This window comes from Variovorax sp. GW821-FHT06D12 (assembly GCF_059419205.1).
In genome coordinates, this window is record NZ_JBWKRI010000008.1 from 179379 (window position 1) to 206356 (window position 26978).

Annotated in this window: 26 protein-coding genes; 21 read left to right on the plus strand and 5 right to left on the minus strand. The window is 68.9% G+C overall.

Annotated elements, in window-relative coordinates:
- Positions 1-3 precede the first annotated feature (3 nt).
- The 21 genes from AC07SQ_RS23925 to AC07SQ_RS24025 all read left to right on the plus strand — a co-directional run bounded on the left by AC07SQ_RS23925 (position 4) and on the right by AC07SQ_RS24025 (position 22931).
- Positions 4-1020 (plus strand): 2-dehydropantoate 2-reductase, encoded by a 1017-nt coding sequence (locus tag AC07SQ_RS23925; protein WP_070060324.1) that lies wholly within the window; start codon positions 4-6, stop codon positions 1018-1020.
- Positions 1021-1073: 53 nt separating this feature from the next.
- Positions 1074-2333, plus strand: a complete 1260-nt coding sequence (locus AC07SQ_RS23930; protein ID WP_495271540.1) for a D-amino acid dehydrogenase — start codon at positions 1074-1076, stop codon at positions 2331-2333.
- Between the two features lie 192 nt (positions 2334-2525).
- The gene (locus AC07SQ_RS23935) at positions 2526-3509 is read left to right on the plus strand and encodes a Bug family tripartite tricarboxylate transporter substrate binding protein (protein WP_139701720.1); all 984 of its coding nucleotides are present in this window, start codon (positions 2526-2528) and stop codon (positions 3507-3509) included.
- Positions 3510-3529: 20 nt separating this feature from the next.
- A complete protein-coding gene (locus tag AC07SQ_RS23940; protein ID WP_139701719.1) occupies positions 3530-4345 on the plus strand; it encodes an SDR family oxidoreductase in 816 nt (271 codons plus the stop codon).
- Positions 4346-4388: 43 nt separating this feature from the next.
- Positions 4389-4925, plus strand: coding sequence for a cupin domain-containing protein (locus AC07SQ_RS23945; RefSeq protein WP_062474577.1), 537 nt, complete (start codon positions 4389-4391; stop codon positions 4923-4925).
- Positions 4926-4956: 31 nt separating this feature from the next.
- Positions 4957-5826 (plus strand): alpha/beta fold hydrolase, encoded by an 870-nt coding sequence (locus tag AC07SQ_RS23950; RefSeq protein ID WP_354343350.1) that lies wholly within the window; start codon positions 4957-4959, stop codon positions 5824-5826.
- Positions 5827-5862: 36 nt separating this feature from the next.
- A complete protein-coding gene (locus AC07SQ_RS23955) occupies positions 5863-6696 on the plus strand; it encodes an IclR family transcriptional regulator (RefSeq protein WP_070060330.1) in 834 nt (277 codons plus the stop codon).
- Between the two features lie 20 nt (positions 6697-6716).
- Positions 6717-7556: an SDR family oxidoreductase gene (locus AC07SQ_RS23960; protein WP_495271539.1), complete on the plus strand. Its 840-nt coding sequence runs from the start codon at positions 6717-6719 to the stop codon at positions 7554-7556.
- Positions 7549-9246, plus strand: a complete 1698-nt coding sequence (locus AC07SQ_RS23965; RefSeq protein WP_495271538.1) for a thiamine pyrophosphate-binding protein — start codon at positions 7549-7551, stop codon at positions 9244-9246. Before AC07SQ_RS23960 ends, AC07SQ_RS23965 begins: the two co-directional genes overlap by 8 nt.
- Before the next feature lie 20 nt (positions 9247-9266).
- Entirely contained in the window at positions 9267-10067 is an 801-nt protein-coding gene (locus tag AC07SQ_RS23970; RefSeq protein ID WP_062474588.1) for an aspartate dehydrogenase, read from the plus strand.
- Between the two features lie 8 nt (positions 10068-10075).
- Positions 10076-11551: an aldehyde dehydrogenase gene (locus tag AC07SQ_RS23975; protein WP_062474590.1), complete on the plus strand. Its 1476-nt coding sequence runs from the start codon at positions 10076-10078 to the stop codon at positions 11549-11551.
- 17 nt (positions 11552-11568) lie between these two features.
- On the plus strand, positions 11569-12540 hold the full coding sequence (locus tag AC07SQ_RS23980; RefSeq protein ID WP_495271537.1) for a VOC family protein: 972 nt from the start codon (positions 11569-11571) through the stop codon (positions 12538-12540).
- A 14-nt stretch (positions 12541-12554) separates the two neighbouring features.
- Complete coding sequence (locus AC07SQ_RS23985; protein WP_495271536.1) at positions 12555-13541, plus strand: Bug family tripartite tricarboxylate transporter substrate binding protein; 987 nt, start codon at positions 12555-12557, stop codon at positions 13539-13541.
- Between the two features lie 32 nt (positions 13542-13573).
- A complete protein-coding gene (locus AC07SQ_RS23990; protein WP_495271535.1) occupies positions 13574-14740 on the plus strand; it encodes an FAD-dependent monooxygenase in 1167 nt (388 codons plus the stop codon).
- Positions 14741-14770: 30 nt separating this feature from the next.
- A complete protein-coding gene (locus tag AC07SQ_RS23995) occupies positions 14771-14992 on the plus strand; it encodes a recombinase-like helix-turn-helix domain-containing protein (RefSeq protein ID WP_062474598.1) in 222 nt (73 codons plus the stop codon).
- Positions 14993-15003: 11 nt separating this feature from the next.
- The gene (locus AC07SQ_RS24000) at positions 15004-16047 is read left to right on the plus strand and encodes a Rieske 2Fe-2S domain-containing protein (RefSeq protein ID WP_139701712.1); all 1044 of its coding nucleotides are present in this window, start codon (positions 15004-15006) and stop codon (positions 16045-16047) included.
- A gap of 23 nt (positions 16048-16070) precedes the next feature.
- Positions 16071-17039 carry a PDR/VanB family oxidoreductase gene (locus AC07SQ_RS24005; protein ID WP_495271534.1) on the plus strand — a complete coding sequence of 323 codons (969 nt, stop codon included), beginning with the start codon at positions 16071-16073 and terminating at the stop codon, positions 17037-17039.
- A gap of 57 nt (positions 17040-17096) precedes the next feature.
- Positions 17097-18203, plus strand: coding sequence for a porin (locus tag AC07SQ_RS24010; RefSeq protein ID WP_495271533.1), 1107 nt, complete (start codon positions 17097-17099; stop codon positions 18201-18203).
- 47 nt (positions 18204-18250) lie between these two features.
- On the plus strand, positions 18251-19567 hold the full coding sequence (locus tag AC07SQ_RS24015) for an MFS transporter (RefSeq protein ID WP_495271532.1): 1317 nt from the start codon (positions 18251-18253) through the stop codon (positions 19565-19567).
- Between the two features lie 645 nt (positions 19568-20212).
- Positions 20213-22447: a M1 family metallopeptidase gene (locus AC07SQ_RS24020; RefSeq protein ID WP_495271531.1), complete on the plus strand. Its 2235-nt coding sequence runs from the start codon at positions 20213-20215 to the stop codon at positions 22445-22447.
- A gap of 76 nt (positions 22448-22523) precedes the next feature.
- On the plus strand, positions 22524-22931 hold the full coding sequence (locus AC07SQ_RS24025) for an LptM family lipoprotein (RefSeq protein WP_495263864.1): 408 nt from the start codon (positions 22524-22526) through the stop codon (positions 22929-22931).
- Between the two features lie 154 nt (positions 22932-23085).
- Here the strand turns inward: AC07SQ_RS24025 and AC07SQ_RS24030 are convergent, their stop codons facing one another.
- The 5 genes from AC07SQ_RS24030 to AC07SQ_RS24050 all read right to left on the minus strand — a co-directional run bounded on the left by AC07SQ_RS24030 (position 23086) and on the right by AC07SQ_RS24050 (position 26892).
- On the minus strand, positions 23086-23820 hold the full coding sequence (locus AC07SQ_RS24030) for a transporter substrate-binding domain-containing protein (protein ID WP_495271530.1): 735 nt from the start codon (positions 23818-23820) through the stop codon (positions 23086-23088).
- An 83-nt stretch (positions 23821-23903) separates the two neighbouring features.
- On the minus strand, positions 23904-24752 hold the full coding sequence (locus AC07SQ_RS24035; RefSeq protein ID WP_495271529.1) for a substrate-binding domain-containing protein: 849 nt from the start codon (positions 24750-24752) through the stop codon (positions 23904-23906).
- Between the two features lie 49 nt (positions 24753-24801).
- Entirely contained in the window at positions 24802-25005 is a 204-nt protein-coding gene (locus AC07SQ_RS24040) for a type II toxin-antitoxin system antitoxin (RefSeq protein WP_062474617.1), read from the minus strand.
- Positions 25006-25050: 45 nt separating this feature from the next.
- On the minus strand, positions 25051-25947 hold the full coding sequence (locus AC07SQ_RS24045; protein WP_489057074.1) for an SPFH domain-containing protein: 897 nt from the start codon (positions 25945-25947) through the stop codon (positions 25051-25053).
- 24 nt (positions 25948-25971) lie between these two features.
- Entirely contained in the window at positions 25972-26892 is a 921-nt protein-coding gene (locus AC07SQ_RS24050; RefSeq protein ID WP_495271618.1) for a LysR family transcriptional regulator, read from the minus strand.
- Between the last annotated feature and the right edge of the window lie 86 nt (positions 26893-26978).

Here is a 26978-nt window from a genome sequence, read left to right on the forward strand (position 1 = left end):
TTCATGTCCGACGCGATCCCCGGTGAAGTGCTCGTGATGGGGGCGGGCACCATCGGCTGCTTCATCGGCGGCAGCCTGGCGGCGGCGGGCGTGCCCGTCACCTTCGTCGGCCGTCCGCGCGTGCTCGACAAGCTCGCGCGCCACGGCCTCACGCTCACTGACCTCGACGGCGCCCGGCACAAGCTGGCGGCGCCCACGCTGCGCTTGTGCGAGCAGGTGCCGGTGGGCGCGCGGCCCGCGCTGGTGCTGCTGTGCGTGAAGAGCGGCGCCACCGCCGAGGCGGCGCGCGAACTGGCCTTTGCGCTGCCGGCCGGCACCACGGTGGTTTCGCTGCAGAACGGCATCTCGAACTGCGCCGCCGCAGGACAGGCCGGCCCGTCGCTGAACATCCGCGCCGGCATGGTGCCGTACAACGTGGCCGAGATCGACGACGGCGCCTTCCATCGCGGCACGCCCGGCCGGCTGGCCGCGGAAGACGACCCCGCGCTGCGCGACTGGCTGCCCGTGTTCGAGCGCGCCGGTGTGCCGCTCGACCTGCACGCCGACCTGCTGCCGGTGCAGTGGGGCAAGCTGCTGCTCAACCTCAACAACCCGGTCAACGCACTGTCGGGCCTGCCGCTGCGCGACGAACTCATGCAGCGCGGCTACCGCCGCTGCTTCGCGGCGCTCATCGACGAAACGCTGGGCGTGCTGCGCACGGGCGGCATCGTGCCCGCGCAGGTCGCGGCCGTGCCGGCGCGGCGCTTGCCGGGCCTGCTGCGGCTGCCCGACTGGCTGTTTCGCATCGTCGCGGCGCGCATGCTGCGCATCGATGCCAAGGCGCGCTCGAGCATGGCCGACGACCTGGCCCTGGGCCGTCGCACCGAGATCGACGCGCTCAGCGGCGAGGTGGTGCGGCTCGCGCAGGAACATGGCCTGAGCGCCCCGCGCAACGCGCGCATGGTCGCGCTGCTTGAGGCCTGGCCGCAACAGCCGAAGCGCTGGACGGCGCGCGAACTGCAGGACTCGCTGGGCCTGTAGGTGCCGACCCTGTACCCTCGGCCCATGGCGGCTTTCAAGAGGGAGGGGTTGTCATGCAGGTCCTGATTCTCGGCAGCGGTGTCATCGGCACCTCGGTGGCGTACTACCTGGCGCGCGCCGGGCATGCGGTGACGGTGCTGGAGCGCCAGCCGGCGCCCGCGCTCGAAACCAGCTTCGGCAATGCGGGCGAAGTGTCGCCCGGCTACTCGGCGCCCTGGGCCGGGCCCGGCGTGCCGGTCAAGGCGATCAAGTGGATGCTCATGCAGCACAGCCCGCTGGTCATCAAGCCGATGCTCGATCCGGCGATGTGGCGCTGGGGTCTGTCGATGCTGCGCAACTGCACGCAGGCGCGCTACGAACTCAACAAGGGCCGCATGGTGCGGCTGGCCGAATACAGCCGCGACTGCCTGAAGGCGCTGCGCGCCGACACCGGCATCCGCTACGACGAGCGCATGCAGGGCACGTTGCAGCTCTTTCGCACGCAGGCACAGCTCGACGGCACCGCGAAGGACGTCGAGGTGCTGAAGGCGTCCGGCGTGCCCTACCAGGTGCTCGACCGCGACGGCTGCGTGTTGCATGAGCCCGCGCTCGGCGCCGTGAAGGACAAGTTCGTCGGCGGCCTGCGCCTGCCGGGCGACGAGACCGGCGACTGCTTCAAGTTCACGCAGGCGCTGGCCAAGCTGGCCGAAGCCGAAGGCGTGCAATTCCGCTTCGGCGTGAACATCCAGGCCCTCGAACACGAAGCGGGGAAGGGCGTGACCGGCGTGCGCACCGACCAGGGCCATTTCACCGCCGACCGCTACGTGGTCGCGCTCGGCAGCTACTCGCCCGCGCTGGTGCGGCCCTTGGGCATCAATCTGCCGGTGTACCCGGTCAAGGGCTTCTCGATCACGGTGCCCATCACCGACGCGAGCGGCGCGCCCGAATCCACCGTGATGGACGAGACCTTCAAGGTCGCCGTCACGCGCCTGGGCGATCGCATCCGCGTGGGCGGCACGGCGCAGCTCTCGGGCTTCGACCTGGCGCTCGATGCGCGGCGGCGCGACACGCTCGAGCACGTCGTGACCGACCTGTTCCCGCGCGGCGGCCCGGTGCGCGACGCCTCCTTCTGGACCGGCCTGCGGCCCATGACGCCCGACGGCACGCCGGTGATCGGCGCCACCCGCGTGCCCAACCTGCTGCTGAGCACCGGCCACGGCACGCTCGGCTGGACCATGGCGGCCGGCACGGGCCGCGTGATGGCCGACTTGGTCGCGGGCAGGGCGCCCGAGATCGACATGGAAGGCCTGACCGTCGCGCGCTACGGCGGGTAGCCCAACCCCGCTTCCACCCTCGAAGGGCGGCCCGAAACGGCCGCCCTTTTTTCGTGGGCCGCGCAGCCTGGCTTCACCTCAACTAGGGTTTTTACCTAGTCATGAAGTTGTCTTCGTCGGTATTCTCGCGGTGTTCCATTAATAAATCGTTGTTTCGTTAGTGAAACAAACCACCGATTCCACGGACCCCCGATGACACACACTCGCCGCCTCGCCATCGCCGCTGCCGTCTCCCTGGCTGCCGCTTGCGCTTCCGGATTCGCCTGGGCAGACACCTACCCCAGCAAGCCGATCACGCTGGTCGTTGCCTATCCGGCGGGTGGCGACACCGACGCCCTGGCGCGCCTGTATGCCGAAAAGCTCTCGGCCCGCGTCGGCCAGCCCGTGGTGGTCGACAACCGCCCCGGCGCCAGCGGCATCATCGGCAGCGCTTTCGTGTCGAAGGCCGCGCCCGACGGCTACACGCTGCTGCTCGCGCCCAGCACCTTCTCGATCGCGCAGCTGGTGCTCAAGACCGGCAGCACCTCGGGCTACGACGTGCTCAACGGCTTCACGCCGATCGTGCAGACCGGCAACCTGCCGCTCTTCCTCGTGGCCAGCGGCGCCAAGGGCTACACCGGCCTGAAGGACGCGGTGGCCGCGGCCAAGGGCGGCAAGTCGCTGAGCTACGCCAGCCCGGGCAGCGGCTCGCCGATGCACATCCTGGGCGAGATGTTCGCCCGCGCCTCGGGCACCAGCCTGGCGCACGTGCCCTACAAGGGCGTGGCGCCCGCCGTCAACGACGTGCTCGGCGGCCACGTGCCGGTGACCTTCATCACGCTGGGCCCGGTGGCGCCCTACATGCCCAACGGCAAGATGGTCCCGCTGGCCGTGGCTTCGCGCGAGCGCTCGCCGCTGGCGCCCAAGGTGCCGACCTTCGCCGAGCTGGGCTACAAGGACGTCGAGCTCACCGCCTGGAACGGCCTGTGGGGCCCGCGCAACCTGCCGCCCGAGATCGTGAAGACGCTCAACGGCCACTTCAACGAGATCCTGAAGATGCCCGAGATCGTCGCGCGCATGGCCGTGCTGGGCACCACGCCCGTGGGCGGCGACGCCGACGTGCTGGCCAAGACCAACGCCGCCGACTTCGCGCGCTTCGGCAAGGTCATCAAGGAACTCGGCATCCAGGCCGACTGAACCTCACGGAGACGCCCGCCATGACCGACCTCAAAGCCATCGCCGATCCCTCCAGCCTGCAGGCCCTGCTGGCCGAGATGCCCGCCAACCTGCTGGCCGGCCGCCGCGTGCTCGTGACCGGCGGTGCGCGCGGCCTGGGCCTGGCGTTCGCGCAGTGCGTGGCCGCGGCGGGTGCGAGCGTGGTGCTGGCCGACATCCTCGGCGAGCTGGCCGAGACCGAGGCCAAGGCGCTGCGCGAGGCCGGCCGCACGGCGCACGCGCTGGCCATCGACCTGTCGGACCCGGCCTCCATCGAGGCGGGCGCCGCCGAGGCAGTGCGCCTGCTCGGCGGCCTCGACGGCCTCGTCAACAACGCCGCCATCACCAACTCGGGCGGGCGCGATGCGCACCAGCTCGAGATCGACATGTGGGACCGCGTGATGAACGTCAACGTGCGCGGCAGCTGGCTCATGGGCCGCGCCTGCCGCCCCGCGCTGGCGGCCAGCGGCCGTGGCGCCATCGTCAACCTGGCGTCGGACACGGCGCTGTGGGGCGCGCCCAACCTGCTGGCCTATGCCTCGAGCAAGGGCGCCGTCATTTCCATGACGCGCTCGCTGGCGCGCGAATGGGGCGGCGACAACATCACGGTGAACGCCGTGGCGCCCGGCCTCACGCTGGTCGAGGCCACCGAGTACGTGCCGATGGCGCGCCACCAGAAGTACCTCGAAGGCCGCGCCATCCCGCGCGAGCAGCAGGCGGCCGACGTCTGCGGCGCGACCGTGTTCCTGCTGTCCGGCCTGGCGCGCTTCGTCACCGGCCAGCTGCTCGCCGTCAACGGCGGCTTCGCGATGCACTGAACGAGTCACCACCGACCGAATTTCCCGACCAAGGAGTACACCCATGAGCGATTTGTCCGAACAGCAGAAGATCAACAACACCCTGGCGCAGCCCGAGGGCAGCAGCCTGGCCGAGTGGATGAACACCCGCATCGCCCGCTACGAGACTCGCAAGTACGACTGGGACGCGCTGAAGTTCCAGGCCGACTTCGACCCCAAGTTCCGCCGCGCGCAGATGCGCTACGTGGGCACCGGCGGCACCGGTGTCGCGGCCGACACCAACACCGTGCCCTCGGAGCACTTCACCTTCTCGACCATGGTGATCCCGGCCGGCCACGAAGGCCCGCCGCACATCCACACCGACGTGGAAGAGGTGTTCTTCCTGATCCGCGGCAAGCTCAAGGTCGTCATCGAGAAGGACGGCGAGCGCTTCGAAACCATCATGACCGACCGCGACCTGATCTCGGTGCCGCCCGGCGTGTACCGCGAAGAGATCAACATCGGCGACGAAGACGCGCTGATGTGCGTGATGCTCGGCGCCAAGAAGCCGGTCACGCCGACGTACCCCGCCGACCACCCGCTGGCCAAGATCAAGCGCTGAGCGAGCGAGCAAGCAAGCGAGCGAACAGGCCATGAGCACCGTCGACATCTCCGCGCAGACCCTGCCGGCTTCCGAGCTGGCGCGGCTCGACGCGCGCTTTCCGGCCCGCGACGTCGCGGTCGGCGGCGGCGCGGTGGTGTCGGTGCGCGAATGCGGGCAGGGTCCCGTCATCGTGTGCCTGCACGGCATCGGCTCGGGCGCGGCCTCGTGGCTCGACACCGCAGCGCTGCTGGCGCCGCAGGCCTGCCTCATCGCCTGGGATGCACCGGGCTACGGCCGCTCGACGCCGCTGGCCTCGGCCGCGCCGACCGCCGCCGACTACGCCGCACGCCTTGAAGAAATGCTCGATGCGCTGTCGATCCGCTCCTGCGTGCTCGTCGGCCATTCGCTGGGCGCCATCGTGGCCGCGTCGGCCGCCCGCAGCGATGCGAGCGCCAGTGCCCGCATCCGCCGCCTCGTGCTCGTGAGCCCTGCCATCGGCTACGGCGCCGCCGGGCGCATCGACGCCCGCGCCAAGGTGCGCGCCGAACGCCTGGCCACGCTCGACGACCTCGGCATTGCCGGCATGGCCGCCAAGCGTGCGGGCCGGCTCGTGTCCGACGGCGCCAGCGAACACGCCCGCCAGTGGGTGCGCTGGAACATGGCGCGCCTGAACGACCACGGCTACCGCCAGGCCGTCGAGCTGCTGTGCAACGCCGACCTGCTGGCCGACCTGCCGCCGCCGATGCCCGTGCGCGTGGCCTGCGGTGCGCTCGACGTCGTCACGCCGCCGGCTGCCTGCGAAGAAGTCGCGCGCCGCTGCGGCGTGCCCCTCGAATTGGTGGACGATGCGGGTCACGCCGGCTATGTGGAACAACCGCAGGCCGTCGCCGCCTTGCTGCGCGAATCGCTCGCCGGCTGACCCGACACGAACAAGACAACCGAGAGGAATTCCAAGATGGCCACCGACAACGAAGTGATGGAAGAGGGCGCGGACCGCTACAACGTGCCCGCGCTGGAGCGCGGCCTGCGCGTGCTGTGCGAGTTCAGCCGCGAGAGCCGCACGCTCTCCGCGCCCGAGCTGGCGCGCCGCTTTGACCTGCCGCGCTCGACCGTCTTCCGCCTGCTCACCACGCTGGAGAACATGGGCTTCCTCGAGCGCGCCGAGGGCGGGCGCGACTACCGCCTGGGCCTGGCCGTGCTGCGCCTGGGCTTCGAATACCTGGCCTCGCTGGAACTCACGCAGCTGGGCACACCGCTGCTCAACCGCCTGTGCGACGAGCTGCGCACGCCCTGCAACCTGGTGGTGCGCGACGGCCGCTCGATCGTCTACGTCGCCAAGGTGGCGCCGGCCACGCCGTTCGCCAGCTCGGTCACGGTGGGCACGCGCCTGCCGGCCCACGCCACGGTGCTGGGCCGCATCCTGCTGGAAGACCTCACGCTGCCGCAGCTGCGCGCGCTGTACCCCGAAGACAAGCTCGAGACCTTCTCGCCGAGCACACCCAAGACCGTGAACGAACTGTTCGACATGGTGCAGGCCGACCGCCAGCGCGGCTACGTGCTGGGCGAGGGCTTCTTCGAATCGAACATCTCGACCATCGCCGCGCCGGTGCGCGACCACAGCGGCCACATCGTGGCGGCGCTGGGCGCCACCATCACCTCGGGCCACATCGACGAGAACCGCATGGACGAGATGGTGCAGCGCGTGCGCGGCACGGCCGACGAGATCTCGGGCCTGCTCAATTACTCGCCCGCGCGCACCAGCAAGGTGGTGCCGCTGCGCAGCGCCTGACGACTGATTTCAGATCGACCATGACGACCCTCGCCCCTTCCTCCTCCTTCTTCGCCGCCGACGCACTGGCCGGCCGCGTGGCCGTGGTCACGGGCGGGTCGTCGGGCATCGGCCTGGCCACCGTGGAACTGCTGCTCGGCTGCGGCGCCGCCGTGGCGCTGTGCGGGCGCAACGCCGAACGGCTCGATGCCGCCGTGGCCGGCCTGCGTGCGCAATACCCCGACGCCAAGCTGTTCGCGCAGACCTGCGACGTGCTGGACGCCGCCTCGGTGCGTGCCTTCGCCGCCGCCAGCGAGGCCGCGCTCGGCCCGGCCTCGATGCTGGTCAACAACGCAGGGCAGGGGCGTGTCTCCACCTTCGCCGACACCGACGACGCGGCCTGGATGCAAGAGCTGAACCTGAAGTTCTTCTCCGTCATCCACCCGACGCGCGCCTTCCTGCCGCAGCTCACGGCGCAGCGCGCGGTGCTCGGCGATGCCGCCATCGTCTGCGCCAACTCGCTGCTGGCACGCCAGCCCGAGCCGCACATGGTCGCCACCTCGGCCGCGCGCGCGGGCCTCTTGAATCTGGTGCGCTCCATGGCTACCGAGTTCGCGCCGCAGGGCGTGCGAGTCAACGGCATCCTGATCGGCCTGGTCGAGTCGGGCCAGTGGCGCCGCCGCTTCGAGGCGCGCGAAGACAAGTCGCAGGACTGGGCCGCCTGGAGCCGCCAGCTCGCCACCACCAAACACATCCCGCTGGGTCGCCTGGGGCTTCCGACCGAAGCCGCGCGCGCGATCCTTTTCCTTGCTTCACCGCTCGCGTCGTACACGACCGGCAGCCACATCGACATCTCCGGAGGCCATTCCCGCCATGCATAACCCCAACAACACCGTCACGGTCGGCGCCGTCGTCGCCGCGTTCCTCGAGCAGTGCGGCGTCAAGGCAGCCTTCGGCGTGATCTCGATCCACAACATGCCGATCCTCGATGCCTTCGCGCAGCGCGGCACGGTGCGCTTCATCTCGGCACGCGGCGAAGCCGGCGCGGGCAACATGGCCGACGCCTATGCGCGCTCCACCGCCAGCCTGGGCGTGTGCATCACCAGCACCGGCCCGGCCGCGGGCAACATCGCCGGCAGCATGGTCGAGGCACTGACGGCCGGCGCGCCGCTGCTGCACATCACCGGCCAGATCGAGACGCCGTACCTGGACAAGGGCATGTCGTACATCCACGAAGCGCCCGACCAGCTCACCATGCTCAAGGCGGTGTCGAAGGCCGCGCTGCGCGTGCGCAGCGTCGAGACGGTGCTGGGCACGCTCAAGCGCGCGGTGCAGCTCGCCATGACGGCGCCGACCGGCCCGGTGAGCGTGGAGATTCCGATCGACATCCAGTCGGCGCTCACGACCATGCCGGCCGACCTGTCGCCGCTGCCCATCGAGCGTCCCGTGCCTTCGGCCGCCGGCCTCGATGCACTGGCCGCGCGCCTGGCCACGGCCAAGCGCCCACTGCTGTGGGTCGGTGGCGGTGCCCGCCATGCGCGCAGCGCGATCCAGCGTCTGCAGAAGCTGGGCTTCGGCGTGGTCACGACCACGCAGGGCCGCGGCACGGTGCCCGAGGACGACGCCGGTTCGCTCGGCGCCTACAACATCCAGAAGCCCGTCGAGGCCTTCTATCAAACCTGCGACGCGATGCTCGTGGTCGGTTCGCGCCTGCGCGGCAACGAGACGCTCAAGTACGAACTGAAGCTGCCGCGCCCGCTGTACCGCATCGACGCCGATGCCGCCGCCGAAGGCCGCTGCTATGCATCCGAGGCCTTTGTCTGCGGCGATTCCGCGCTGGCCCTCGACGGCCTGGCCGACCGCCTCGAAGCCGCGAAGTACCAGGCTGACCCGCAGCTGCTGGTCGACCTGCGCGCCGCGCACGACCAGGCCGTGGCCACGCTGCGCGACGGCCTCGGCCCGTACGCCGAGCTCGTGCGCCAGCTGCAGTCGGTGGCCGGCCGCAAGTTCAACTGGGTGCGCGACGTCACGGTGTCCAACAGCACCTGGGGCAACCGCGAGCTGCGCGTGTTCGAACCCAGCGCCGGCGTGCACGCCACGGGCGGCGGCATCGGCCAGGGCATGCCCATGGCCATCGGCGCGGCCATCGGTGCGGCGGTGACGGGCTCGGGCCGCAAGACCTTCTGCCTGGCCGGCGACGGCGGCTTCATCCTGAACCTGGGCGAGCTCGCCTGCATGGTGCAGGAGAAGGCCCCCATGGTCATCGTGCTCATGAACGACAAGAGCTACGGCGTGATCAAGAACATCCAGGACGCGCAGTACGGCGGCCGCCAGTGCTACGCCGAGCTGCACACGCCCGACTACGACCTGCTGTGCAAGTCGATCGCGCTGCCGCACGCCCGTGTGAAAGACCTGGCCGACCTGCCGGCGCAACTGGACCAGGCGCTCGCCGCCGACGGCCCGTTCGTGCTGGAGATCGACATGCTGTCGATCGGCGGTTTCAAGACCAGCTTCGCCGGCCCGCCGACCAACACGGTCACGCAGATTCCCGCGCTCGGCGCGGCCAAGTGAGCGAACGCGGAGCCCCACGCATGACCACTGCCATCACGCGCATCGCCCTCGTCGGCTGCGGAGCCATCGGCACCTCGGTGCTCGAACTGCTGCGCGGCGATCCCGCCCTGAAGGTGGTGGCCATCGTCGTGCCGGCCGAAGGCATTGCCGCCGCGCAGAAGGTCGCCCCCGACGCGCAGGTGGGCAGCGCCGTGCCCGCCGACGGCATCGACCTCGTGGTCGAGACCGCCGGCCATGCCGCCATCGAGGAGCACGTGCTGCCCGCGCTGGCACGCGGCACGCCCTGCGTGGTGGCCTCGGTGGGCGCGCTGTCGGCCACGGGCTTCGCCGAGAAGCTCGAAGCCGCCGCCGTCGCCGGCCGCACGCAGGTGCAGCTGATTCCCGGCGCCATCGGCGGCATCGACGCGCTCGCCGCGGCCCGCATCGGCGGCCTGGACAGCGTGCGCTACACCGGCCGCAAGCCGCCGCAGGCCTGGAAGGGCACGCCGGCCGAGCAGGGCCGCAACCTGGACACGCTGGCCCACGAAACCGTGATCTTCGAAGGCAGTGCGCGCGAAGCCGCCTTGCTCTATCCGAAGAACGCCAACGTGGCGGCCACCGTGTCGCTCGCGGGCCTGGGCCTGGACCAGACGCTGGTGCGCCTCATTGCCGACCCGGCCACCACCGAGAACGTGCACACCGTCGAAGCCGAAGGCGCCTTCGGCAGCTTCGCGCTGACCATGCGCAACAAGCCGCTCGCGGCCAACCCCAAGACCTCGGCCCTGACCGTGTACAGCGCCGTGCGCGCGCTGCGCAACCGCGTCGCGGCCCTTGCCATCTGAGCCACCCCATGATCTCCACCGAACTCCTTCCGATCTGCATCGCCGGCGAATGGCGCCTGGGCGGCGGCGACGTCTACGAAAGCCTGTACCCGGCCACCGGCGAGCCCATCGCGCGCCTGAAGGCCGCGAGCCTGGCCGATGTCGAAGAAGCCATCACGCGCGCCGACCACGCCTTTCGCACCAGCGGCTGGGCCCAGCGCCTGCCGCACGAGCGCGCCGCCGTGCTGCACCGCGTGGCACAGCTGATCCGCGAAGAGGGCGAGTCGCTGGCGCAGAAGCAGCGCCTGGACAACGGCAAGCCGATCAGCGAAACGCGCAACCTCGTGGCCAGCGCCGCGGGCACCTTCCAGTTCTTCGCCGCCGCGCTCGAGACGCTCGAAGAAACCATCACCCCCTCGCGCGGTGCCTTCGTCACGATGAGCGTGCACGAGCCCATGGGCGTGGTCGCGGCCATCACGCCGTGGAACTCGCCCATCGCCAGCGAAGCCCAGAAGCTGGCGCCCGCGCTGGCCGCGGGCAACGCGGTGGTCGTGAAGCCCGCCGAAGTCACGCCGCTCATGGCGCTGGAACTGGCGCGCATCTGCGAGTTGGCCGGCGTGCCCAAGGGCATCGTGAGCGTGCTGCCGGGCAAGGGCTCGGTGATCGGCGACGCCATCACCAAGCACCCGCTGGTCAAGCGCGTGTCGTTCACCGGCGGCACCACCACCGGCAAGCACATCGCCCACATCGCGGCCGACAAGATGATGCCGGTGTCGCTCGAGCTCGGCGGCAAGTCGCCCACCATGGTGCTGGATGACGCCGACCTCGACCATGCGGTGAACGGCGTGCTGTACGGCATCTTCAGTTCGTCGGGCGAGTCGTGCATCGCGGGCTCGCGCCTGTTCGTGGCACGCGGCATCTACGACGAGTTCCTCACGCGGCTGGCCGAAGGCGCCAATGCGCTGCGCGTGGGCGACCCGGCCTCGGAGCGCACGCAGATGGGGCCGCTCATCACGGCCAAGCACCGCGAGGGCATCGAGCGCTACGTGGACCTGGGCGTGTCCGAGGGCGGGCGCATCCGCACGGGCGGCGTGCGCCCGCACGGCGCCGACTACGACAAGGGCTACTTCTACCAGCCGACCATCCTCGAAGGCCTGACCAACAACGCCCGCATCAGCCAGGAAGAAATCTTCGGCCCGGTGCTGGTCGCGATGCCGTTCGACAACGAGGAAGAACTGATCGCACAGGCCAACGACAGCGTCTACGCGCTGGCCGCGGGCGTGTGGAGCCGCGACTTCAAGCGCGCCTGGAAGCTGGGCCGCGCGGTGCAGGCCGGCACGGTCTGGGTCAACACCTACAAGCAGTTCTCGGTTTCGACGCCGTTCGGCGGCTGGCGCGACAGCGGCCTGGGCCGCGAGAAGGGCCGCGAAGGCATCTTCCAGTACATGGAACAGAAGAGCATGTACTGGGGCACGAACGAACAGCCCCTGCCTTGGGCGAACTGAACGAGAGCGAAAAGATCATGAGCGTACTTGGCATCGACCAGATCACCTACGGCGCGGACGACCTGCCCGCCTGCCGCCAGTTCTTCCAGGACTGGGGCCTTTCACTCGTGTCCGAAGCCGCCGACGAACTCGTCTTCGAGTGCCTCAACGGCTGCAAGGTGGTCGTTGCGGCGTGGGACAAGCCCGGCCTGCCGCCTGCGATGGAAGAGGGCCCGACGCTGCGCGAAGTGGTGTGGGGCGTGGAAAGCGACGCCGACCTGGACCGCTACGCCGCCGCCATCGCGCAAGACCCGGCCTTCGTGGACACCACGGTCGACGGCGCGCGCCGCATCGGCTGCACCGACCCCAACGGCCTGGCCGTGCGCCTGCAGGTCAGCCGCAAGCGCGCGGTCGAGGTCGACTGCGGCGCCATGAACACCTGGAACGCCAAGCCGCGCGTGAACCAGCCCGCACCCATCTACGAACGCGCCACGCCGATCGAGGTCGGCCACGTCGTGTTCTTCGTGAGCGACGTGAAGGGCACGAGCGCGTTCTACGCGCAGCGCTTCGGCTTCGTGTCCTCCGACGGCTATCCGAACCGCGGTGCCTTCATGCGCTGCGCGCCCGAGGGCGGCCACCATGACCTGTTCCTGCTGCAGATTCCCTCGGGCAAGCGCGGGCTCAACCACGTGGCCTTCACCGTGCGCGACATCCACGAGGTGTTCGGCGGCGGCCTGCATTTTTCGCGCTGCGGTTGGGACACCCAGCTGGGCCCGGGCCGCCACCCCGTGTCGTCCGCGTACTTCTGGTACTTCAAGAACCCGGCCGGCGGCCTCATCGAGTACTACGCCGACGAAGACCAGCTCACCGCCGACTGGCAGCCGCGCGAGTTCGAACCCGGCCCGACCGTGTTCGCCGAATGGGCGGTCGATGGCGGCCTCGATGGCCACACGCGCCGCCAGAAGAACGCGGAAGGCCCGAAAGGTGCTTTCCTGACCGAGAAGAAGTGAACCCGGTGACCCTCATGCAACGACGTTTTTCCTTCTCCCTGCTGGCCGCCGCGACGCTGGCCATCGCCTTGCCCGCGCACGCGCAGAGCGACGCGCACAAGCAGCTGTCGAGCGACCGCTTCACCATCGTCTCGCCGTTCCCGCCCGGCGGCCCGGTCGACACGCTGGCCCGCATCCTGTCCGACGGCCTGGCCAAGCGCTACGGCCAAGCGGCCGTGGTCGAGAACATGGTGGGCGCGGCCGGCAACATCGGCATCGACAAGGTCAAGCGTGCGAAGGGCGACGGCCACACGCTGCTCGTGGTGCCGGCCGGCAACCTCACGATCAACCCGACGCTGATGCCGAACTTCCCGTTCAACATCGAGAAGGACTTCGTGCCCGTCACCATGCTCGCCAAGGCGCCCAACGTGCTGGTGGCCGCGCCGGCCTCGGGCATCAAGAGCGCGAAGGAACTCGTGGCCATGGCCAAGGCCAAGCCCAACACGCTGTCGTATGCCTCGCCCGGCGTGGGCAGCGGCCTGCACCTGGCGGGCGAGCTGTTCAAGCAGCAGGCCGGCATCGACCTGCTGCACGTGCCCTACAAAGGCACGGCGCCCGCGCTCAACGACGTGCTCGGCGGCTCGGTGCCGCTGATGTTCAGCAACCTGCCCGCGACCATGCCCTTCATCAAGAACGGCAAGCTCGTCGCGCTGGGCGTGACCGAAGCCAAGCGCAGCGCCGCCGCGCCCGACATTCCCACGCTGGCGGAGCAGGGCATCCAGGGCGTGGCTGTGACCTCCTGGTATGGCCTCTTGGCCCCCAAGGGCACGCCGCCCGCCGTGGTCGAGCAGCTTGCCAAGGACGCGGCCGAGATGCTGGCCCAGCCCGACGTGCGCGAACGCCTGAAGGCACAGGGCATGACCGACGCGGCCATGAAGCCCGCCGAGTTCGCCACCCATATCCGCGATGAGACGGCCGTCTGGGCCCGGATCATCAAGGCCCGCAACATCGTGGCCGAGTGAGCCACCCCCAAGAACAAAGAGAGACAGAGACCATGCAGACAAGCGAATCCACCATCGGCATCGTCGGTGCCGGCATCGGCGGCCTGGTCGCCGCCATCGCACTGCGCCGCGCCGGGCACGACGTGGTCGTGTTCGAGCAGGCGAAGCAGTTCGCTCGCGTCGGCGCCGACATCAACCTCACGCCGAACGCCGTGCGCGCACTCGACGGCCTGGGCGTCGGCGACGCCGCCCGCGTGACGGCGGCCCGCCCGTCGCACCGCATCAGCCGCACCTACGACAGCGGCGAAGAAACCTCGCGCCTCGAAATGGCCGACTCGGCCGAAGAGCGCTACGGCGCGCCGCAGCTCACCATCCACCGCGCCGACCTGCTGGCCGCGCTGGCCGACATGTTCCCCGCCGAGCGCGTGGCGCTGGGCAAGCGCGCCGAGACCATCGCGGCCGACGGCCAGGGCGTGACCCTGTCGTTCAGCGACGGCACCAGCGCTCGCGTGGGCGCGCTCATCGGTGCCGACGGCATCCACTCGGGTGTGCGCACCGCGATGTTCGGCGCCGAGAGCCCGCGCTTCACGGGCATCGTCGCCTACCGCGCCGTGGTGCCCGCCGAGCGCGTGGCCGGCGTGCCCAACCTGGGCGCCTTCACCAAGTGGTGGGGCCCGAACCCGCAGAGCCAGATCGTCACCTTCCCGCTGAACCGCGGCAAGGACATCTTCATCTTTGCCACCACGCCGCAGGACACCTGGCACCTCGAGTCGTGGACCGCGCCGGGCAGCGTCGACGAACTGCGCGAGCAGTACGTGGCCTACCACCCCGAGGCGCGCGCGCTGCTCGACGCCTGCGACACGGTGCTGAAGACCGCGCTGTACGAGCGCGACCCGATGCCCGCCTGGGCGCAGGGCCGCATGGCGCTGCTGGGCGACGCCGCGCACCCGATGCTGCCCTTCATGGCGCAGGGCGCCGGCATGGCCATCGAAGACGCCGTGGTGCTGTCGCGCCACCTCGATGGCGTGGCCATGGCCGGCATTCCCGCCGCGCTGCAGGCCTACCAGACCGCGCGCATCGAGCGCGCCAGCCAGGTGCAGCTCGGCTCGCGCGGCAACAACTGGCTGCGCGAAGGCGGCAACGCCGACTGGGTGTACGCCTACGACGCCTGGGCCGTGCCGCTGGGCGTGCCGGCGCAGGGCGCTGTCGCCGCCGCCTGAAATTTTTCCCCTCGCTTACGGAGGCTCACGATGCAACAAGACCGCTTTCTCCAACCGCACCAGGCGCGCCAGCGCCCCGCGACCACCTACGAAGACCTGCTGGGCGACGTGATCGAACGCGCCTACGCCGACGGCATCCATGACCTGCCGGGCCTGGTGCAGCGCCTGAACGACAGCGGCCTGGCCACGCCGGGCGGCCTCGCATGGACCGAGGCGCTGTACCGCAAGGAAATGGCCACGCTGGCCGCCTGAGGAGAACCACCATGACCATCGCCATCCATCCCGTTCCCGCCGATCCGGTCGACCACCTGCTCGAGATCGGCCTGAAGGACCTCTGGTACCCGATCTGCCCCTCGCACTTCATCAAGGAGAACCCGATCTCCCTGCGCCGCCTCGGCCGCAAGATCGCGCTGTGGCGCGACGGCGAAGGCGTGCTGCATGCGCTGGAAGACCGCTGCCCGCACCGCGGCGCGCCGCTGTCGCAGGGCGTGGTGCTGGGCGACCGGCTCTCGTGCCCGTACCACGGCGTCGAAGTGCGCCATGACGGCGTGGTCACGCGCGTGCCCGGCAGCCCGGGCTGCAAGCTTGAAGGCTCGCGCGCCACGCGCCACTTCCACGTGCAGGAGCGCGCGGGCGCCGTGTTTCTCTACAACTCGAAGGAGCCGGTCGACGTGCCGCCGCCGCTGGTGCTGCCCGAGCAGCTGACCGACGAGGCCGAGTATTCGAACTTCCTGTGCTACACGGAGTGGAAGGGCGACTACCGCTACGTGCTGGACAACGTGATGGACCCGATGCACGGCACCTACCTGCACAAGCAGTCGCACTCGATGGCCGAGGGCGACTCGAGCGCCAAGTTCGGCGTGCGCCCGACCGACATCGGCTTCGTGTTCGAGAAGGAAGGCCAGCGCAACGTCAACTTCGACTGGACCGAGTGGGCCGACACCGGCATCCACTGGATGCGCCTGGAGATTCCGTACCCGAAGACCGGCGGCCCCGGCGGCAACTTCATCATCATCGGCGCCTTCTCGCCGATGGCCAACGGCATGACGGCCACCTTCTTCTGGCGCGCACGCAAGCTGGCGCCGGGCTGGGAGCGCGACACCTGGCGCTTCCTCTACAAGAACCGCCTCGAGGCGCGCCACTGGCACGTGCTGGAACAAGACCGCGTGATGCTCGAAGAGATGGAAGCCGACGCCAACCAGCACGAGAACCTGTACCAGCACGACCTGGGCATCGTCCGGCTGCGCCGCCACATGCGCAACCTGGCGCAGGCGCAGCTGGCGCAAGCCGAGGCCGCCACGGCCTGAACTGCAAGCAAGCGAGCATCGCCATGTCTTCTCCCACGCTGAACGCCCTCGTGCACACCATGCGCTACGAGGCCGACGGCATCGTCAGCGTCGAGTTCCGGCCGGCCACGCCGGCGGTGGACTTTCCCGCCTTCGAGGCCGGCTCCCACATCGACCTGCACCTGCCCAACGGGCTGGTGCGCAGCTACTCGCTGTGCAACCCCTCGAGCGACCGCCAGCGCTACGTGGTGGGCGTGCTCAACGACCGCAAGAGCCGCGGCGGCTCGCGCTACGTGCACCAGCAACTGCGCGTGGGCATGACGCTGCCCATCTCGGCACCGCGCAACAACTTCAAGCTGGAAGAGGGCGCCGAACGCTCGGTGCTCGTGGCCGGCGGCATCGGCGTGACGCCCATCTGGTGCATGCTGCAGCGGCTCATCGCCATCGGCAAGCCGGTGGAGTTCGTGTACTGCGCGCGCACCCGCAAGGAAGCCGCCTTCTGCGACGCCATCGAGGCGCTGGCCACCGAAAAATCGGTGCAGCTCACCTGGCACTTCGACGACGAGAAGGGCGCGCCGCCCGACCTCGCGTCGCTGCTGGCCGGCAAGGGCGCCGCCAGCCACTACTACTGCTGCGGCCCCACGCCGATGCTCGACGCCTTCGAAAAGAGCTGCGAGCAACTGGGCTATGCCAACGCCCACATCGAACGCTTCGCCGCCGTGCATGTGGAGGCGCCCAGCGCCACGCAGACCTGCGTGGTGCAGTGCGCCAAGAGCGGCAAGAGCGTCGAGGTGCCTCCGGGCAAGTCGATTCTCGACAGCCTGATCGACGCTGGCCTCAACCCCGATCACAGCTGCAAGGAAGGCGTCTGCGGCGCCTGCGAAACGGCGGTGCTCGAGGGCGAAGTCGATCACCACGACGGCATCCTCACCAAGATCGAACGTGCGTCCAACAAGACCATGATGATCTGCGTCTCTCGCTGCAAGGGCGAGCGGCTGGTGCTGGACATCTGAACGAGAAGGCCACAACCCAAAAGACGGCCGAGAGAAGAAAACCAACCGAGACATTCAATGAAAAAGTACTTGATCGCGATGGCTGCGGCCACCGCGGCTGGCGGAGCGCTGGCCCAATCTTCCGTGACGCTCTTCGGCGTCGTCGACGCCTCCGTGGTCTACACGCGCGGCAGCGGCAACGGATCGGCCCACAAGACGCAGCTGGGCAACAGCGGCAACATGTTCAGCCGCCTCGGCTTTCGCGGCACGGAAGACCTCGGCGGCGGCTACTCGGCCAACTTCTGGCTCGAGATGGGCCTGCAGAACGACAGCGGCACGGGCTTTCCGTCGAACTCGAACAACCAGGCCAGCGGCAACGGCACGCCCGGCGTGCTGAGCTTCAACCGCCGCTCGACCGTGAGCCTGGCCGGCCCCTTCGGCGAAGTGCGCCTGGGCCGCGACTACGTGCCCGCCTTCTGGAACACCGCGATCTTCGACCCCTTCGGCACCGGCGGCGGCATCGGCGCCAACCAGATCTACTTCTCGGGCCTGGGCGGCCTGGTGGCGCCCACCGGCACGCGCGCCTCGAACAGCATCGGCTACTTCCTGCCGGCCAACCTGGGCGGCTTCTACGGCCAGGTGATGTACGCGATGGGCGAGAACGATTCGAACTCGGTGCTGCCCGGCACCCAGGTGTCGAACAAGCGCGACGGCCAGCACACCGGCGCGCGCTTCGGCTACCAGAGCGGCGGCCTCAACGTGGCGCTGGCCACCGGCCGCACGCGCTACGCCGCCGGCGACCTGCGCGTGACCAACCTGGGCGCGTCCTACACCTTCGATGCGGCGCTCATGAACCTCAAGCTCACGAGCGAGCTGTACAAGGAATCGAAGGGCAGCACCGACGCCAAGGGCGTGCTGGTCGGCTTCCAGCTGCCCATCGGGCCGGGCGAGATCAAGGCCTCGTACGCGCGCTACAGGCTGGAGCCGCTCAATGCGGTGCTCGAGCCCACGACGTCGAAGCTGGCCCTGGGCTACGTGCACAACCTGTCCAAGCGCACGGCGGTGTACGGAACCATTGCCCGCATCAGCAACAAGAACGGCGCAACGCAGGCTTTGGCCGGCGCCATCACGCGGCCCAACCGCGCCTCCAGCGGCGTCGAGTTCGGCATGCGCCATATGTTCTAGGCGCGGCAAGACAGCGCGCACCACCCCCGCAAGAGAGAGCCCCGGTCATGCAGAGCAAGAACTTCCGTTGGTACGGCGTCATCACGCTGTTCGTGATCGTGGCGATCTCTTACGTCGACCGCATCAACATCGCGGTGCTGATCACCGATGCGGCCTTTCTGAAGCACGTGGGCCTCGACGCCTCCGACCGCGTGAGCCAGGGCCTCCTAGCCACGGCCTTCATGCTGGGCTACGGCATCTCGGCCTTCGTGCTCACGCCGTTCTGCTCGGCGCTGTTCGGCGTGCGGCGCAGCCTGATCTACGGCCTCGTGCTGTGGGGCGTGGTGACCTGGGCCTCGCCCATGTTCAACAGCTACGGCCTGCTGCTGGCCTCGCGCGTGCTGCTGGGCGTGTCGGAGGGGCCGCTGTTCTCGCTGGCTTCGTCGTACATCAAGGCGCACTTCAAGAGCGACGAGAACGGCAAGCCCAATGCGCTGGTGAACATGGGCACGGGCCTGGGCCTGGCGGTGGGCTATCCGCTGGTGGGCTACCTGCTCACGCAGTTCGAATGGGACAGCTCGTTCCACGTGCTGGGCGTGCTCAACATCGTGCTGGGCATTCCGCTGGTGCTGGCCTTCGTGCGCATGCCTGCGGGGCACGGCGACGGCATCAAGCCCTCGTCGCTGGGCGATGCGATATCGCGCGTGGCGGGCATCGTGAAAGGTGCGCTGCACACGCGGCACCTGTTCCTCATCACGCTGCTGACCTCGGCGGCGCTGGCCTACCTCTGGGGCAGCAGCAACTGGCTGCCGACTTACCTGCGCGAGGCGCGCGGCTTCTCGCTGCGCGAGATGGGCTGGATCGCCTCGCTGCCGCAGTACGCCACCGTGCTCGCCGTGTTCACGGGCGGCGTGCTCATCGACAAGCTGGGGCGCGACCGCGTGCCCTTCATCTTCATGGGCGCGAGCGCGGGCGTGGCACTGTCGGTGCTGCTGGCGATCAATGCGCGCGACCCGTACATGGCCGCGACCTGCCTCGTAGCGGCGAACTTCTTCTGGGGCCTGCAGAGCCCCGCCATTCCGAGCACCGTGCAGCACTGCTCGCGGCCCGAGCACACGGCCAGCGCCTTCGGCGTGACCAACGGCGTGGGCAGCCTCGTAGCGGGCTTCATGCCGGCGCTGATGGGCGGCGTGATCACCGCGGTGTCGCACGGTGGTGGCGCAGCGCACACAGCGGTCACCGCGGCCTCGTCGGCGGCGGGTTTCTTCGCGGGCTTTGCACTGCTCATCGGCACGCAGGTCGTCGTGTTCGCGTGCGGCTTTCTGCTGTGGTGGCGCGAGCGCGCGCAACGCACTGCTGCAGTCTCTGGTTCACAGCTTTCGTAGCCTTCGCCGCGGCTTGAACCTTCGTACTGTGGCCGCTTCGTCACAGTGAAGGCCCCGTGTTTTTGTCATCTGCGTGAGCAGGTGTTTCGGTCGCAGAACCATCTTCGTAGTGCATGGCATGCGTTGCATGTCATGACGCCATTCGGCCTATCGCGCGCGAACAATTGGAGAGAGAAAAGTTCCGCGGATCGTTGAGCTCATTGCATCGATCAGCTACAACTGCGTGCACTTCAACGGACGAGGGAATGCGCGTGAAATCAACCACAAGAGCCGCAGCCAGTCTTGCCGTCGCCATCGCTTTCGCCATGGCCCCGGCCGTTCACCTGACGGGTGAACGCATCGCGTCGATGCACGGGCACTGAGCCCGGCCCGCGACACCCCACCGCGTTCACACGCTCCCCCCACACCCCGCGTCCTGACGGGAATGGCGCCGCTCGCCCCGCGCATTCTGGGACCACCGCAGCACACGCGGTGCGGTCCGGCTTGAGCCTGCGTTCCTGACGAACGGTTTGTTCGCCGGGAGGGCGCTGTGCTGCCCGTGATCTGTCGTTCCACTCATCCCGCGCGCGTCACGTGCATCACCGGCTATCCGCCGGTGCCTGCGGTGCGGCGCATGTTCCTTACCAAGAGTACCCAGAGGCGATCATGAAATCACTGAATACACCTGTCGTTCATTGCCTGGCCCTCACGGCCGTGACCCTTGCCGCGCTGACGGCCTGCGGCGGCGGAGACAGCGGCGGTGGCGCATCGTTCGGCGGCTCCGGCCTGAACGCGCCGTCGCTGGCCAACGCGCCCGCGGCCGACAGCGGCGACACCACCAAGAAGACCCCCGACGACGGCGTGCCCGCCGCATCCGATGCAGCGGTGGCCGCGGTCGATCGTTCGGCCCGGCCGATGGAGCTGCCTGACACTGTCTGGCCCGTGAACTACAAGCTGTGGTTCCGCCCCGATGCGGCGCTCAAGACGTTCGTGGGCCGCGCCGACGTGGAGATCGACGTGCTCAAGCCGGTGGACGCCATCGTCGTCGCCGCGCACGACCTCAACTTTGCGCGCGGGCGCACCACGCTGCGCAAGGTGTCCAAGCCGGGCGAGGTGATCCCGCTGATTCCAACGCCGCAGACGCGCGGCGACTTCGTGCAGCTGCGCCTGAACGATGGCCAGATCGCCAAGGGCAAGTACCTGCTGCACATGGAGTGGGACGGCAAGATCCAGTTCTCCGACGCCGAGTACTGCACGCCGGACGTGATGGCGAAGAACCCGCTGTGCTCGGCCGCGTCGGGCATCTTCAAGGTGGGCCTTTCCACGCCCGAGGGCGTGAGCAGCGACGCCATCGTGACGCAGGGCGAAACCAACTTCGCACGCCAGTGGTTCCCAGGCTGGGACGAGCCGGCCTTCCGCCACACCTTCGAGATCTCGGCCGAGGTGCCGGGCGACTGGAAGACCGTGTCCAACGGCGCGCAGACCGAGGCCGTGAAACTGCCCGACGGCTACCAGCGCGTGGCCTTCGAGAAGACGCCTTCGATGCCGATGTACCTGGCCTTCTTCGGCGGCGGCAAGTTCGACATCCTGGCCGACACCTTCAAGAACCCGCTCGATGGCAGCGACATGGCGCTGCGCTGGTTCACGCCGCCGGGCCGCTCCGACTGGGCCAAGTTCGCGATGGAGTGGACCAAGGTGTCGATGGACTACTACTACAAGTACACCGGCATCTCGTTGCCCTTCAAGAAGTTCGACACCGTGGCCGCCAACGACAGCTACGACAACAAGCCCAACACCGGCTTCGGCGGCATGGAGAACTGGGGTGCGATCTTCGAGTTTGCCGATGCGGTGCTCACCAAGCCCGGCGACAAGCCCACGCTGTACTCGGTGACCGTGGTCACGCACGAGGTGGCGCACCAGTGGTTCGGCGACCTCGTCACGCTCGACTGGTGGGACAACGTGTGGCTCAACGAGTCGTTCGCGCGCTGGTTCGAACGGCGCACCACGATCAAGTTCCACCCCGAGTACTACAGCTTCTCCGACTACGTGCTGGACAAGCACAACGTGATCGTGGCCGACCTGAAGCCGTCGGCCGTGCCGGTGCAGCGCAACCTGAACGACGCGGGCTCCTTCGGCTTCATCAGCCCGGCGATCTTTGTCTACAACAAGGGCAGCCACGTGCTGGAGATGGTGCAGAACTACATCGGCGAAGAGGCGATGCAGAAGGGCCTGCAGATCTACCTGAAGGACTATGCGTACGGCAACGTCACGCCCACGCGGTTGTGGACCTCGCTGGAGAAGGCCGCCGGCGGCAAGAAGGTGAGCGAGATCGGCGACAGCTTCATCCGCCAGACCGGCATTCCGCTGCTCACGGTCGATGCGCAGTGCGCCGGCGACCGCACCTACGTGAACATCACGCAGGAGTCGTTCCCCAACCAGAACCAGTTCCCGGCCTCGACGTGGACCATTCCCGTCACGCTGGCGTACGGCGACGCGATGGAAAAGCGCGAGACCTTCGTGATGTCGAACAACGCCACGCAGGTCGAGCTGCCGGGTTGCACCGCGGTGCTGGCCGGGCCGACGGGGCAGGACTACTACGTGAGCAACTACAGCGCGCCGTCGTGGAGCAACCTGCTGGCCAAGGTGCAGAACTTCGCGGGCAACAAGCCGCTGCTGCTGAACATCGAGCGCGATGCCTTCCGCCTGCTGGGCGTGGGGCGCATCACGCAGGCGCAGTACGACCAGATCAAGGGCGTGCTCAACCTGCCGGCGCCGCTGCTCGCCAAGACGCAGCTGAGCCAGCAGAAGATGGCGGCGGTGGACGCGGGCGGCAAGGAAGAGTACCCGCACGCGCTGCGCTTCCAGGGCAAGCTGCCGCTGCGCGAGAACCAGAAGCGTTGAGTTGAACTGAACTCACTTTCATGAACCCTCGCATGTGCCGCCCGGCGGCGCATGCGTCACCACTTCATCCGAACCCATGAAAAAGCTTCTGAACTCTTTGCTGGCAGTGGCCTGTGTGTCACTGCTCTCGGCCTGCGGCGCGCGCGGCGGGCCCGAGACCGAACTGGTCGGTGTCTACGCCGTCGAACGCAACGGCGTGCTCAAGGAGGTCGTCAAGATCGAGCGCGACGGCGACCGCTACATCATGCGCGACAAGGTGCGCACACCCGAGTGGAGCGAACCGAAGATGCAGCTGCAGCCGGTGACGCGCGAGCGCTGGAGCCGCATCACCACCGACACGGAGAACACGTCCTTCGTCGGCATCTCGAGCGACCAGCTCGGTATCTTCAAGGTGCCGCCCGGTTGGCAGAAGAACGGCTTCAAGACCCAGACGGGCTACTTCCTGTTCTATTCGCAGGGACCGGTGGAGGCCCACAAGCTCTGATCGGCCGCCGCCACCACCACGACAGCACCCAGCGGGCACAGGACACTGGGTGCTTCCCGCAGCGAAATCAAGGAGGAGGGGCGAAGCCCCGGGGGACATTCGCGGAGGGAAGTACCCGGTGGCCTGTGCACGCGCCCTGAACGAGCGCGCTTGATCAGGGCGCGACGATCGCGCCTTCGATGCGATGGCGTTTCAACGCATCGGCCACAAAGCCCGAAGCCTTCATCTCTTCGACAAAGGAAGAGAGCAGCGCCTGCGCCTCGGCCCCCCGGCTGGCCGGCGTCCCCATCGCCTGCTGGATCACCATGAAGCGCCCCGGCAGCACACGCACGCCCGGCGCGCGAGTCGCTTCGCCTTCGAGCAGCTGGCGAATGCCCGCCGCCACCTCGACCTGCCCCGCGCGCAATGCAGCGAGCGCAGGCCCCGCGCCCTGAAGGCGCACGATCTCGGCCGCCTTGATCTCGCGCGTGAGGAACAGGTCGTAGGCGCTCCCAGAGCCGACCGAGATGCGGTGGCCTTCAGCATCGACCTGCGCGTTGTCGGTCAGCGCAGAGGATTCGGGCACGAGGTAGCTGCCTTCGATCAGCACATACGGCGCCGTGAAGCGAAGGCCTTCGCTGCGTGCCGGGTCGACCGCGAAGAAACCGATGTCGGCCTTCTCGTTCTTCACCGCGTCCACCGAGGCCGCGGCCTTCTCGAACACCACCAGCTCGATGCCCACGCCAAGCCGCCGCGCGAACTCGCGGGCCAGGTCGATCGACACGCCGACCGGCTCGCCCGTGGTGGCGTCCTTGTTGGCGAGGATCGGATTGCCGAGGTTGATCGAGGCGCGCAGCGTGCCGCTGGGCGCGAAGGCGGTCACGAGGGCGGAAGAGGGCGAAGTGGTCATGGCGTCCGTTCGTCGGGAAGGCGGAAGGAGGGGATGAAGGCCGCCAGTTTACGGGCCGTGAGGCCGCCGGTTCAGCGCGCCATTCACCGCGCGGAGAGCGGCTCCAGCCCCGTCTTCGCGATGGTCGGCGCCGCGGCCGGCGCGTTGAGGTAGCGGATCAGCTGGCGCGCCGCCTCCGGCTGCTTCGAGGCCGCGGCCACGCCGGCCGAGAACACCGTCACGCGCTGCACCTCGGCGGGCAGCGGGCCGATGTAGTCGATGCCCTCGATGGGCAACAGCTCGCTCACCTGCTGCAGGCCGAGGGCCGCGTCGCCGCGCGCCACCACCGTGCCCACGCGCTCGCTCAGGATGCGCTTGCTCTTGGGCTTCACCTGGTCCTCGATGCCCAGCGTCTTGAGCAGCTCGGTCTCGTAGTAGGTGCCGCTCGCGCTCGCCGAATAGGCGATCGACGGCGCCGCGAGCAGCGTGCGCTTGAGCGCATCGACCGTGCCGATGTCGGGCTTGGGCGCGCCCTTGCGCACCGCGAAGCCGATCGACGAACGCACCAGGTCGACCTGGCTGCCCGCCACCACCTTGCCCTGCGCCACCAGCGCATCGAGCGCGGGGCGCGCCAGGATCACGACGTCGGCCGGCTCGTTGCGCCCCAGGCGGCTGGGAATCGAATCGCTGGCGTTGCCCATCGACGCGCCGTAGGCCGTCTTCACGCTGCGCCCGGTGCTGCGCTCGAAGCCGGGGCGCAGCTCGTTGTAGGCGGCGGTGAAGCCGCCGGAGGTCATGACGTGGATGTCGCCTGTGGCGGCGGGTGGGGTGCTGACGCAACCGGCGAGCGCGAAGGAGGCGGCCAGCGCCAGGGCGGCGCGGCGGGTCAGGGCGGAACGGGGGAAGGCGAAGGCTGTCACGGCGTGTGTCTCCTGAAGATCGTGCCGTGTCATCGTAGGGGCCGAGGCTGTCAATCGGCCTTCAGGAAATTCGGGGTTACTACTAGCGCGAGGGCTTGGGCGGGTCCGCGTCCTTGGCGGGCGCAGCCGCCGCCGGCAGGCGCCCACGCTTCGCCAGCCCTTCGCGCAGCAGGAACTCGACCTGCGCGTTCGCGCTGCGCAGCTCCTGGGCCGCCAGCCGCTCGATCTCGGCCCACAGGGCCGGATCGATGCGCAGCGGGTAGGACTTCTTACCGGGACTGGCCATCAGGGAACAACGACGTGGCGGCGGTGAACAGGTGCCGTGGATGCATCAGGTATAGAGCGTGCCCGTGTTGACCACGGGCTGGGTTTCGCGGTCCGAGCACAGTACCACCAGCAGGTTCGACACCATCGAGGCCTTGCGCTCGTCGTCGAGCACAACGAGGTTGCGCTCCGACAGGCCCTTGAGGGCGGCCTCGACCATGCCCACCGCGCCCGCCACGATCTGGTGCCGCGCGCTCACGATGGCCACCGCCTGCTGGCGCCGCAGCATCACCTGGGCGATCTCGGGCGCATAGGCCAGGTGGGTGAGCTTGGCATCGAGCACCTCGACGCCGGCGCTGGCGAAGCGCTGGTTCAGCTCGGCCTTGAGGGCGTCGGCCACCACGTCCAGGCCGGCGCGCAGCGTGACCTCGTCGCTTTGCAGGTCGTCGCCGCTGTCGTAGGCGTAGAGCGTGGCCAGGTGGCGGATGGCGGCTTCGGACTGGATGGCGACGAACTTGTTGTAGTCGTCGATCTCGAACACGGCCTGCGCCGTGTCGTGCACGCGCCAGACCACGGCCGCGCCGATCTCCACCGGGTTGCCGCGCTTGTCGTTCACCTTCAGCGGCGGCGTGTTGAGGTTGCGCGCGCGCAGCGAAATTTTCTGGCCCGACTGGAACGGGTTGGTCCAGCGCAGTCCCTCGCTGCGGTCGGTGCCCTGGTACTTGCCAAAGAGCGTGAGGATGATGCCCTCGTTGGGCTTGAGCATGTACAGGCCCGGCAGCAGCGAGACGCCGACGACGATCAGCAAGATGCTCAGGGGCAGCGGCATCATCCGCCGCACGAGAACCCAGGCGCCGACCGCAAGGATCAGCAGCGCCACGGCGACGATGCCGTATCCGTTGACGGACCGGTACGGCCGCTCCCTGCGGACCGGGCGAGGGATGGACGGGGTCTGCTCGTGCATGAAGGCCTCCTGTTGAAAGTGATATCACTTTAATATCTTTTTGGAGGTCGTCAAGGATTTCTTTCGGCTCGCCTTCACCGGTTCGGCTGCCTCGCGCAGGCACTGCGCAAACTGCGCGACGAGGGGCGGGCTGGCGCGTGGCTTGCGCTGCAGGAGGCCGATCTCGCGATGGAACGTGGCCTCGCCGAGGGACAGCATGCGCACGCCCGGCGGCAGCGGCAGGTGGGCCTCGACCCACGGCACGAGCGCAACGCCCAGGCCCTTGGAGGCCAGGTGGATGAGCCCGGAGATTTCGTCGACCTCGATGGCGTCGCTGACCACGAGGCCTTCGCGCTGGAGGAATCGTTCGACCATGCGCCCGCCGAACGATGCGCGGTCGTAGCGCAGGAACGGCTGTTCCTGCAGCAGGGTGCGCCAGTTCCTGCCCGGCACGCTCGCGGGGGCAATGAGCACATAGGGCTCGCGCACCAGGGTCTGCCACGTCAGCTCGGGAAGAATGCCGAAAGGCGGCCGGATGATCACGGCCGCATCGATGCTGCCGGCGTCCAGGTCGTCCATCAGCCGCATCGACACGCCGGGCGAGATGTGCACGCGCAGCAGGGGGAAGCCGGCGCGCAGTTTCTCGAGCGCCCGCGCCACCAGTGTCGGCTGCGCGGACGCGATGGCGCCGATGCGCAGCAGCCCGGCGTTCGCAGCGTCGTCGGGCAGCTCGCCGAGCTTGGCGTAGAGGCCGCAGATTTCTTCCGCCCGTCCCAGCGTGGTCTCGCCCGCCGCATTCAAGGTGGCAGAGCGGCCCGTGCGATCGAAGAGCTGGAACCCCAGGGATTCCTCGAGCCGCTTGATCTGGCTGCTGACGGCCGATTGCGTGAGGCCGATGCGCTCTCCTGCCGCGGCGAATGTGCCGTGGCGACACACGGCGATGAAGGTTCGAAGCTCGGTGATCATTCGGGATTCATCGAAATGGGTGGTGCTCAGCGATGAAATATATCGTTTTCGGTTATGTGGCTCGCTGCTTAGAGTTTGCTCACCCT

What these genes read in the sequence shown, in the direction of transcription:
- AC07SQ_RS23940 (WP_139701719.1), top strand. Translation starts at nt 3,530, where the DNA reads ATGACCGACCTCAAAGCCATCGCCGATCCCTCCAGCCTGCAGGCCCTG.
- AC07SQ_RS23995 (WP_062474598.1), top strand. Translation starts at nt 14,771, where the DNA reads ATGCAACAAGACCGCTTTCTCCAACCGCACCAGGCGCGCCAGCGCCCC.
- AC07SQ_RS24020 (WP_495271531.1), top strand. Translation starts at nt 20,213, where the DNA reads ATGAAATCACTGAATACACCTGTCGTTCATTGCCTGGCCCTCACGGCC.
- AC07SQ_RS23970 (WP_062474588.1), top strand. Translation starts at nt 9,267, where the DNA reads ATGACCACTGCCATCACGCGCATCGCCCTCGTCGGCTGCGGAGCCATC.
- AC07SQ_RS23975 (WP_062474590.1), top strand. Translation starts at nt 10,076, where the DNA reads ATGATCTCCACCGAACTCCTTCCGATCTGCATCGCCGGCGAATGGCGC.
- AC07SQ_RS24000 (WP_139701712.1), top strand. Translation starts at nt 15,004, where the DNA reads ATGACCATCGCCATCCATCCCGTTCCCGCCGATCCGGTCGACCACCTG.
- AC07SQ_RS23930 (WP_495271540.1), top strand. Translation starts at nt 1,074, where the DNA reads ATGCAGGTCCTGATTCTCGGCAGCGGTGTCATCGGCACCTCGGTGGCG.
- AC07SQ_RS24015 (WP_495271532.1), top strand. Translation starts at nt 18,251, where the DNA reads ATGCAGAGCAAGAACTTCCGTTGGTACGGCGTCATCACGCTGTTCGTG.
- AC07SQ_RS24010 (WP_495271533.1), top strand. Translation starts at nt 17,097, where the DNA reads ATGAAAAAGTACTTGATCGCGATGGCTGCGGCCACCGCGGCTGGCGGA.
- AC07SQ_RS24025 (WP_495263864.1), top strand. Translation starts at nt 22,524, where the DNA reads ATGAAAAAGCTTCTGAACTCTTTGCTGGCAGTGGCCTGTGTGTCACTG.
- AC07SQ_RS23980 (WP_495271537.1), top strand. Translation starts at nt 11,569, where the DNA reads ATGAGCGTACTTGGCATCGACCAGATCACCTACGGCGCGGACGACCTG.
- AC07SQ_RS23990 (WP_495271535.1), top strand. Translation starts at nt 13,574, where the DNA reads ATGCAGACAAGCGAATCCACCATCGGCATCGTCGGTGCCGGCATCGGC.
- AC07SQ_RS24040 (WP_062474617.1), bottom strand. Translation starts at nt 25,005, where the DNA reads ATGGCCAGTCCCGGTAAGAAGTCCTACCCGCTGCGCATCGATCCGGCC.
- AC07SQ_RS23985 (WP_495271536.1), top strand. Translation starts at nt 12,555, where the DNA reads ATGCAACGACGTTTTTCCTTCTCCCTGCTGGCCGCCGCGACGCTGGCC.
- AC07SQ_RS23935 (WP_139701720.1), top strand. Translation starts at nt 2,526, where the DNA reads ATGACACACACTCGCCGCCTCGCCATCGCCGCTGCCGTCTCCCTGGCT.
- AC07SQ_RS23960 (WP_495271539.1), top strand. Translation starts at nt 6,717, where the DNA reads ATGACGACCCTCGCCCCTTCCTCCTCCTTCTTCGCCGCCGACGCACTG.
- AC07SQ_RS23965 (WP_495271538.1), top strand. Translation starts at nt 7,549, where the DNA reads ATGCATAACCCCAACAACACCGTCACGGTCGGCGCCGTCGTCGCCGCG.
- AC07SQ_RS24045 (WP_489057074.1), bottom strand. Translation starts at nt 25,947, where the DNA reads ATGCACGAGCAGACCCCGTCCATCCCTCGCCCGGTCCGCAGGGAGCGG.
- AC07SQ_RS24035 (WP_495271529.1), bottom strand. Translation starts at nt 24,752, where the DNA reads ATGACACGGCACGATCTTCAGGAGACACACGCCGTGACAGCCTTCGCC.
- AC07SQ_RS23925 (WP_070060324.1), top strand. Translation starts at nt 4, where the DNA reads ATGTCCGACGCGATCCCCGGTGAAGTGCTCGTGATGGGGGCGGGCACC.
- AC07SQ_RS24005 (WP_495271534.1), top strand. Translation starts at nt 16,071, where the DNA reads ATGTCTTCTCCCACGCTGAACGCCCTCGTGCACACCATGCGCTACGAG.
- AC07SQ_RS24050 (WP_495271618.1), bottom strand. Translation starts at nt 26,892, where the DNA reads ATGATCACCGAGCTTCGAACCTTCATCGCCGTGTGTCGCCACGGCACA.
- AC07SQ_RS23955 (WP_070060330.1), top strand. Translation starts at nt 5,863, where the DNA reads ATGGCCACCGACAACGAAGTGATGGAAGAGGGCGCGGACCGCTACAAC.
- AC07SQ_RS24030 (WP_495271530.1), bottom strand. Translation starts at nt 23,820, where the DNA reads ATGACCACTTCGCCCTCTTCCGCCCTCGTGACCGCCTTCGCGCCCAGC.
- AC07SQ_RS23950 (WP_354343350.1), top strand. Translation starts at nt 4,957, where the DNA reads ATGAGCACCGTCGACATCTCCGCGCAGACCCTGCCGGCTTCCGAGCTG.
- AC07SQ_RS23945 (WP_062474577.1), top strand. Translation starts at nt 4,389, where the DNA reads ATGAGCGATTTGTCCGAACAGCAGAAGATCAACAACACCCTGGCGCAG.